The 7,722-nt window shown below is 45.1% G+C and carries 6 protein-coding genes; 5 read left to right on the top strand and 1 reads right to left on the bottom strand.

Annotated elements, in window-relative coordinates; translation table 11 throughout:
* The first annotated feature begins 144 nt into the window (after positions 1-144).
* The 5 genes from C5S61_RS21205 to C5S61_RS21225 all read left to right on the top strand — a co-directional run bounded on the left by C5S61_RS21205 (position 145) and on the right by C5S61_RS21225 (position 5,855).
* Positions 145-1,896 (top strand): dynamin family protein, encoded by a 1,752-nt coding sequence (locus C5S61_RS21205; protein WP_110518573.1) that lies wholly within the window; start codon positions 145-147, stop codon positions 1,894-1,896.
* Between the two features lie 133 nt (positions 1,897-2,029).
* Positions 2,030-2,566 (top strand): hypothetical protein, encoded by a 537-nt coding sequence (locus C5S61_RS21210; protein ID WP_110518575.1) that lies wholly within the window; start codon positions 2,030-2,032, stop codon positions 2,564-2,566.
* A 473-nt stretch (positions 2,567-3,039) separates the two neighbouring features.
* Positions 3,040-3,573, top strand: coding sequence for a hypothetical protein (locus tag C5S61_RS21215; protein WP_110518577.1), 534 nt, complete (start codon positions 3,040-3,042; stop codon positions 3,571-3,573).
* Positions 3,574-4,011: 438 nt separating this feature from the next.
* Positions 4,012-4,788 (top strand): DNA-methyltransferase, encoded by a 777-nt coding sequence (locus tag C5S61_RS21220; RefSeq protein ID WP_110518579.1) that lies wholly within the window; start codon positions 4,012-4,014, stop codon positions 4,786-4,788.
* Positions 4,788-5,855, top strand: a complete 1,068-nt coding sequence (locus C5S61_RS21225) for a PDDEXK family nuclease (protein ID WP_110518581.1) — start codon at positions 4,788-4,790, stop codon at positions 5,853-5,855. The genes C5S61_RS21220 and C5S61_RS21225 overlap by 1 nt, the downstream gene beginning before the upstream one ends.
* Positions 5,856-5,912: 57 nt before the next feature.
* On the opposite strand, the gene C5S61_RS21230 is transcribed toward C5S61_RS21225, so the two are convergent.
* Complete coding sequence (locus tag C5S61_RS21230) at positions 5,913-7,496, bottom strand: alpha-amylase family glycosyl hydrolase (protein ID WP_110518583.1); 1,584 nt, start codon at positions 7,494-7,496, stop codon at positions 5,913-5,915.
* Positions 7,497-7,722: the final 226 nt, after the last annotated feature.

The raw sequence follows: 7,722 nt of genomic DNA on the forward strand, positions 1-7,722 counted from the left end.
CGATTAACGACCGTGGCGACTACGCTCACGTTAAAGCATGGCACGAGTTATGATTAACCCTTGATAATGCTCGTTTGTGCAACTTCGAGCACGCAATCAGAGTCAATTGAGTAGTGCACTGCTCATAGAGATAAGGACACAGCCATGGCCCATGTTGGCGCTCAATCAATTCTTGGCGAACGTGAAGCTGAGCTACGGGCTACCGAACAAAGCTTATTTGATCGTTTGCATAACGCTTTGGAGCAATTTGGGGCCGATGTGACCGCCGCTGATGCTGCGCGCTTGCGGGAAGCCACCGAGCAATTGGCTGAACTCTTTTTAATTGTGGTCGCTGGCGAGTTCAACGCTGGTAAATCGAGCTTTATCAATGCCCTGCTCGGCGATCGGGTTTTGCCCGAAGGCGTAACCCCAACCACCGACCGCATCAATATTTTGCGCTTTGGCGAGCAACCAGATTCGCAATTGCTCGAAGATTTTCTGTTGTTGCGCACCCATCCTGCGCCCTTGCTTGGCGATTTGAACATCGTTGACACCCCAGGCACGAATGCGATTATTCGCCGTCACGAGGAATTAACCAAGCGCTTTGTGCCGCGCTCGGATTTGGTGTTGTTTATTACCTCGGCAGATCGGCCATTTACCGAGAGCGAGCGCACCTTCCTTGAGCATATTCGCGAATGGGGCAAGAAAATCATCTTGATCGTCAATAAAATTGATATTCTCGATGAAAAAGGTCGCAATGAAGTGCTCGAATTTGTGCGGAGCAATGCCACCAACTTGCTTGGCAGCACGCCAATGATTTTTGCAGTTTCGGCTCGCTCTGCTTTGCGCGCCCGTGAAAACGACGATCCTAAACTCTGGGATGAAAGTGGCTTCAACGCCATGGAAGAATATTTGTTGCGCACGCTTGATCAAGGCGAACGCGTGCGACTCAAATTGCTCAATCCCTTGGGCGTTGGCCAAAAACTAGCCACAACCTATCGCACCGCTTCCGATGAGCGCTTGCAAACCCTGAGCGACGATATTAAGGCAATCAACAATATCGAGGGCCAAATTCAGGTCTATAAAGCTGATATGCAGCGTGATTTCACGCCGCGCATCGCCCAGCTCGAAAATCTCATCCATGAGTTTGAGCAACGCGGCCATAGCTTTTTCGATGAGCAAATTCGAATTGGCCGAGCACGCGATTTAATTAAAAAAGATCTGCTTGAACAGCGTTTTCGTGACCAAGTGGTTGGCGACCTCGATGCTGACACCGATCGCATCACGCAGCAAATTATCGACTGGCTGATTGAACGCAATCTCAAGCTTTGGCAAGATGTAAATGCCTATATCGATCGTCGCCAACTTTCGCGCCACAATAGCGAGATGGTTGGCAATGTTGGCCAAAATTTCAACTACAACCGCCAATCGTTGATCGATTCAGTTGGCCGTAGTACCAACCAAATTGTGCAAAGCTATAATCGCGATGCAGAAGCCAAACAATTAGCCATGGATTTGCAAGGCACGATTGCCACCACTGCATTAACTGGGGTTGGCGCGGTTGGTTTCGGGGCCTTGTTTGTCATTTTGGCGCATGGCGCGTTACTCGATTTTACCGGCATCAGCCTCAGCGTGTTGGCGGTTGCAGGCGGAGCCTATTTGATTCCGGCCAAGCGTGCCCAAGCCAAGCGCGAGTTTCATAAAAAAGTCAGCGAGCTACGCGATAAAATTGTACGTTCGTTGAGCAAACAAGTCTATGCAGAAATCGATCAATCAATCGAGCGCGTCACCGAAACGGTTGCGCCATACACCCGCTTCGTTAAATATCAAAATGATCAACTGCAAGAAGCGCGCAATGAATTAGCAGGTGTTGAACAAGCACTTGCCCGTTTGCGTGGCGAAATTGAATCGTTATAGGCAGAAAAATAATTATGTTAACCATTTATTGTTTGCTCAGCAAAGCAGTAGATTGGCCCTTGAAATATAAATCTTTATCGATTATAGTATCTAACTGTCTAGAGAATTCAGTAGTGTGTAGGAAGGCTTTTTAATGCGTAAAATATTCTCTTCATTATTGCTGGCAGCCACGATCATCGCACCAAGCATGATTGCGCCAGCAACTACCAAAGCAGCAACCAACGATGTTCCATTGATGGATATTCAATGTGATTCGCCATCGCTTTGGCTTGGTCAACCCGACTATATGATCGATGATACGAATCCAGCAGTTAAATATACTGGGGTTTGGAAAGCCGAATCTGGGCATCCACTTGCCAATGCCTATAATGGGACCCAACATGTCTCAATGGGCGGTGGCTACACGGTTTCATACACGGCGGTGACATCGCCCTATAAATTTGCAATGGGCTATGTCATGCGGCCTGATGCTGGCAAAGTCAGCGTCTTCTACGAAGGCCAATTGCTCGGCATTATCGATGCCTATTCACCAACTCTTGAGCGAGATTGTACAGTTGAATTCTACTGGGGACCAGGCCCAGGCAAGTATGAATTTCGCACAATGGCTGCTCACAATCCATTATCAACCAGCTCACGCTTCTTCTTCGATTTTGTCTATTTTGAATCCTAGAAATTAGTTGTAATGGTTCATAACATTAGCAACCATGGAATTTTTCCACCCTTCCGTCCCGCCAGCGGGAAACGCAGGGGGCTTTAATCCCCCTGCACCCCCTCAATGACAATCCGCGACCAAACCGCATCCATTGATGAACCTGCGGATGGGTGGTGGACAGCGAAAACCGACCCTTGGAATGCTGCGGTTGTTAATCCAATGAACCAATACAATTAGTAGCGAAAACTTCGGTAATGTTCTCTAGATCAAAAAGAGCCAAGCGTGCTTGGCTCTTTTTTGTAGCGTTGAGCAAGCGCTTGCCCGTTTGCGTGGCGAAATTGAGTCACTCTAAACGCCAAAAATAATTATGTTAAGTATTTCTTGTACTTTATCAGCAAATTATCATATATTGGGGCTTGAAATATACAGCAGCCTCGATTAAAGTACCTACCTGTCTAGAGAACTTAGTAGTGTGTAGGAAGGCTTTTTTGATGCGTAAAATATTCTCTTCATTGCTGCTGGCAGCTACGATCGTCGCACCAAGTTTGATTGCCCCAGCAACCACGCAAGCGGCAACCAACGATATTCCTTATATGAATATTGATTGTAATTCACACTCAGTTAATTTTGACCCTGATTATATGATTGATAATACCGATCCATCAATCAAATACACTGGGGTTTGGCGCTCTGAATCGGGCCATCCGTTGACCAATACCTATAACGGCACGCAACACGTCTCAATGGGCGGTGGCTATACCGTTTCATACACGGTTGTTAATAGCCCACATAGCTTTGCAATGGGCTATGTCATGCGGCCCGATGGCGGCAAAGTCAGCGTGTTCTATGAAGGGCAACTATTGGGTATTATCGATACCTACGCACCAACCCTGCAAAAAAACTGTGCAGTTGAATTCTACTGGGGGCCGGGTACCGGCAAGTATGAATTCCGCACGATGGCTGCCCATAATCCATTATCAACCGGCTCACGCTTCTTCTTCGATTTCGTCAATCTTGAGCCATAGAACTTAAAACCACAGGCGTTAATAATATTCTCTAGATCAAAAAGAGCCAAGCGTGCTTGGCTCTTTTTTGCGTTATGGTTTCAATTTAGCGGGTATAGATCATGACCTGTTTGGGTTGCAAGGCGCAGTTCAGCTGGCCGCTTTTGACACTTAGCGCACCACCGCCAAGCGCATCGGTCAAGAACATTCAAAAATCGTTGCATAGTACACATGCTTCACCAAATATTCAAAATCAGCAGTTGCAATAACCACGCAACAAATTAGCTATTATCAGCAAGTACTTGGACATTTAGGTGGCGAAATTGAGTCGTTATAAACGAAAATACTGGAATTTGATTGATGCTCAAATTCCAGTATTTTTATGGTATTATTAGCACACTTGTACAAATTAAGCTACTTTATCCATTACTAAACCATTTGCACCATAGGAATCATGCTATGACTCAGCTATTGTCTAAAATGCAAACAACACCCATACTATATCAACAGCCTGAAACCCTGCTCAATACGATTATTTGTGATGATAGTTTGAATGCAATGCGCCAAATGGCCGATCAATCTATTGATCTTTGTGTAACATCACCACCTTATAACTTACGAAATTCAACCGGTAACGGTATGAAAGATGGCCGTGGTGGCAAATGGGCAAACGCACGTTTAATTGAAGGCTACCAAAGTCATGACGATTGCTTACCACATGATCAATATGTTGAATGGCAACGTGCCTGTTTAGCTGAAATGCTACGTCTTATAAAAGATGATGGTGCAATTTTCTATAATCATAAATGGCGCGTCCAAGGTGGCTTATTACAAGATCGCCAAGATATTGTAGATGGGTTTCCTATACGCCAAATTATTATTTGGAAGCGTAAGGGTGGTATTAATTTCAACCCCGGTTATTTTTTACCAACATACGAAGTTATTTATCTGATAGCCAAACCAAAGTTTCGCTTAGCGCCTAAATCTAATCGATATGGAGATGTTTGGGAATTTACACAAGAATTAGATAATCCACATCCTGCACCGTATCCATTATCATTAATTGAGCGTATTATTAGTTCAACTAATGCGCAGACTGTGCTTGATCCATTTGTAGGTAGCGGAACAACTGCCGTTGCTGCAAAAAATTTAAATCGTAATTATATTGGGATTGATATTTCAGCAGAATATTGTGCAATGGCCCAACATCGATTGAATAATGAGGAGTGGAAATAGTGGAGCAACTTGATACGATTATTACACAAATCGGTCAAAGTCCTTGGGCGAATAGCTATTGGTTTGCACGGATGTTAATCAATAGTGATAAGTATGGAGCAGTGGGCAAAGATACAAACTTACTAGAAAATATGATTGGGAATGTTGAGCCAATCATTATAGATCAAGCATTTGATGAATCAACACAATTATCACTGATCTATCAACAAATTGATAGTCTATTACACCAACGCTTCGTCAACGCTAAAACCAAACAACAACAGATTCAATTATTCTATAAGGATTTAGTTGAAAAACTACGAACAATTCAAGATGTAACTGTATTTCTTATGACGATTAAATTAATCGTTATTCCAATCAATAGTGCAATGCAAAGTGTTCCAAGTAATGATCGTAAATTTACGGAAGCAGCTGCACGTCAATATCTTGAAATTCATGGCAACGCAGGCTTGGCAACTGTCATTAACATGTGGGATGATTTAGGAGTTAATGGCTCATTAACCGCAGAACGAGCAATTATTACTAGTGCATTCAGTAAAATTCGATATAGTATGCCTAAATTAAATGATTTAGATGAAAATTTATTGCTTACTGCATTTATGCAAGAATTTGAGCGCCGTGTAGCACAAAAACGAAAATCACGAGCTGGTGGAAGTTTAGAAGACGTAACTTCATTTATCTTTCATCACTATAATATTCAAGCAACTCATGCACCTGAACATTTTCAAGCAGATATTGAAGTAGATAAATGGATTAGAACAAAAGATAATTGGTATATTGGTATTTCTTGTAAACGTACATTGCGTGAACGATGGAAACAAGTTTCAAGTGCTAGCTCTGAAATCCTTAGCAAATTTAAGATCAAACAAGTATGGCATGTCATTACTTTTGATGAAGATTTGTCTGATGATAAAATCACTTTACTTGGTAGTCAACGGCATATATTCTATCTTCCCGATCAAAGTCGTAAATACCAACATTTTAGCCAGCATATGGGAATGAAAGCGTATGTACGTCCAATGAGTTCCTTTGTCGAAGATATTCGCCAAGCTCAACGATTCGGTTGATTCCACATTAATTAGCCCAACGCCAAGCATAAAATTGGCGCTGGGCTAATTAAATATTTAGCGGGTATAGATCATGACTTGTTTGGGTTGCAAAGCGCAGTTCATTTGGCCGCTTTTGACACTCAGCTCACCACCGCCAAGCGCATCGGTCAAGACCTCACCATCAGCAATCTCAGTCAGGCCAGTTACGGCTACCTCAAGCGGTTTCCATGTGTTGTTAATGCACACCACCACAGTATCGTTGCCAGCAGTGCGTTGGAAGGCCCAGCCATCATCAGCCTTGGAACGGCTTTCGAGGCTGCCTCGTTGCAAGGCTGGGTGGGCTTGCCGCACTTGGTTGAGCTGGCTAATCCATTGATAGACTGGTGCGTCGGTTGCATTCAATTCAAAGGCATCTTCGCGGTTGAAGGGATCTTTGCAGCCGCTCAGCTCTTGCTCAGTGCCATAATAGACGATTGGAATGCCGCGCAAACTGTAGAGCACTGCCAACGCTTGTTGCAATTGGCTGGTTTTTTGGTCGTCGGGGCCGCCAGTTGCCACACATAAAAAGCGTTCGTTATCGTGATTATCCAAAAATGTGCCGTTGACATGGACATTGCGATAGGTCGCGTCGGCATTTTCGAGCACGCGCTGAATCACCAACAAGGTGCGTCCGCCAACTAAGCTTTCTTTGAAGGCGTTGTGCAGCGGATAATCCAAAATCGCATCGTTATACTCACTGTAGGGCGCAACATAGCCAGCATCGCTGCTAAATACTTCGGCCAGCGAGAAGGTGTTAGCTGCTTGATCAAACTCGCGCAGAAAATCTTTGGGCAGATGTTTGGCCGTATCAACCCGCATGCCATCAAGCCCAGTTTCGGTTTTGAGCCAAGCAATCCATTTGCGCAATTCAGCACGGGTTGCAGGATTATCCTGATCTAAATCATCAAGCCCCAGCAAGTCGCCATCTTCAACTTCTTGTTGATTGCCATAATTTTGAATGTTGCCCTTGTTGTGATACCACGTCTGGTCATCGAACGGCGGCGCAGCGTTTGAGCCAGGCAAGAAATCGCCCATATGGTTTGGCACCACATCGAGCATGACTAAAATATCGCGTTTGTGAGCTTCGCTCACCAACTCACGCAATTCTTCAAGCGTGCCAAAATGTGGGTCGATTTGATAAGGGTCGTACTGCCAGTAGCCATGGTAGGCATTGGTTGAATTTTGCTTGCTGACTGGCGTGATCCAAATGCCGCCAAAACCCATGCCTTTGATGTAATCGAGGCGTTGGATAATGCCGCGAAAATCGCCGCCATGCCAGCGTCGTGGGTCGCTACGATCGGCGGCAAAACCATCGGCGTTATCATTGCTTGGGTCGCCATTGGCAAAGCGATCGGTCATAATAAAATAAATTGAACGGCCAGCCCAACGCTCATCGTCGGCGGTAAAAATTGGCGCAGTTGGCTTGCTTGGCAATGGGGTTGGCGTGGTTTGGTTGGCAACAACGCTGGGAGTAATTTCGGTCGTTGCGGTTGGATTCAGGGCTTGCGTTGTAGGTGAGGCTTGGCTGGTTGCCGTCGCTGGAATAATGGTCGGCGTTGCTTGCCAACCACAGCCAACGATGATTCCCGCTAAAAGCATACCGCTCAAAAGCTTCTTCATAGGTTATTCCTTCAATAACAGAGTGCTGTGGCTATTGTAGCGGCATTTGATCCACGAAGCACACGAAGAGCACGAAGTTTTGAAACCACGAAGAGCGCGAAGAACGCGAAGGAGAGAAGGCTCTAGGCTATGGGCTAGCGGAACATGGGTTGGTATGGTCAAGCAATCTTCGCTAGCCAAAAGTCAATAGCCCAGAGCAATGATTACGCTCTGATCATTCTGTCTC

The organism is Herpetosiphon llansteffanensis (assembly GCF_003205875.1).
Classification (GTDB): domain Bacteria; phylum Chloroflexota; class Chloroflexia; order Chloroflexales; family Herpetosiphonaceae; genus Herpetosiphon; species Herpetosiphon llansteffanensis.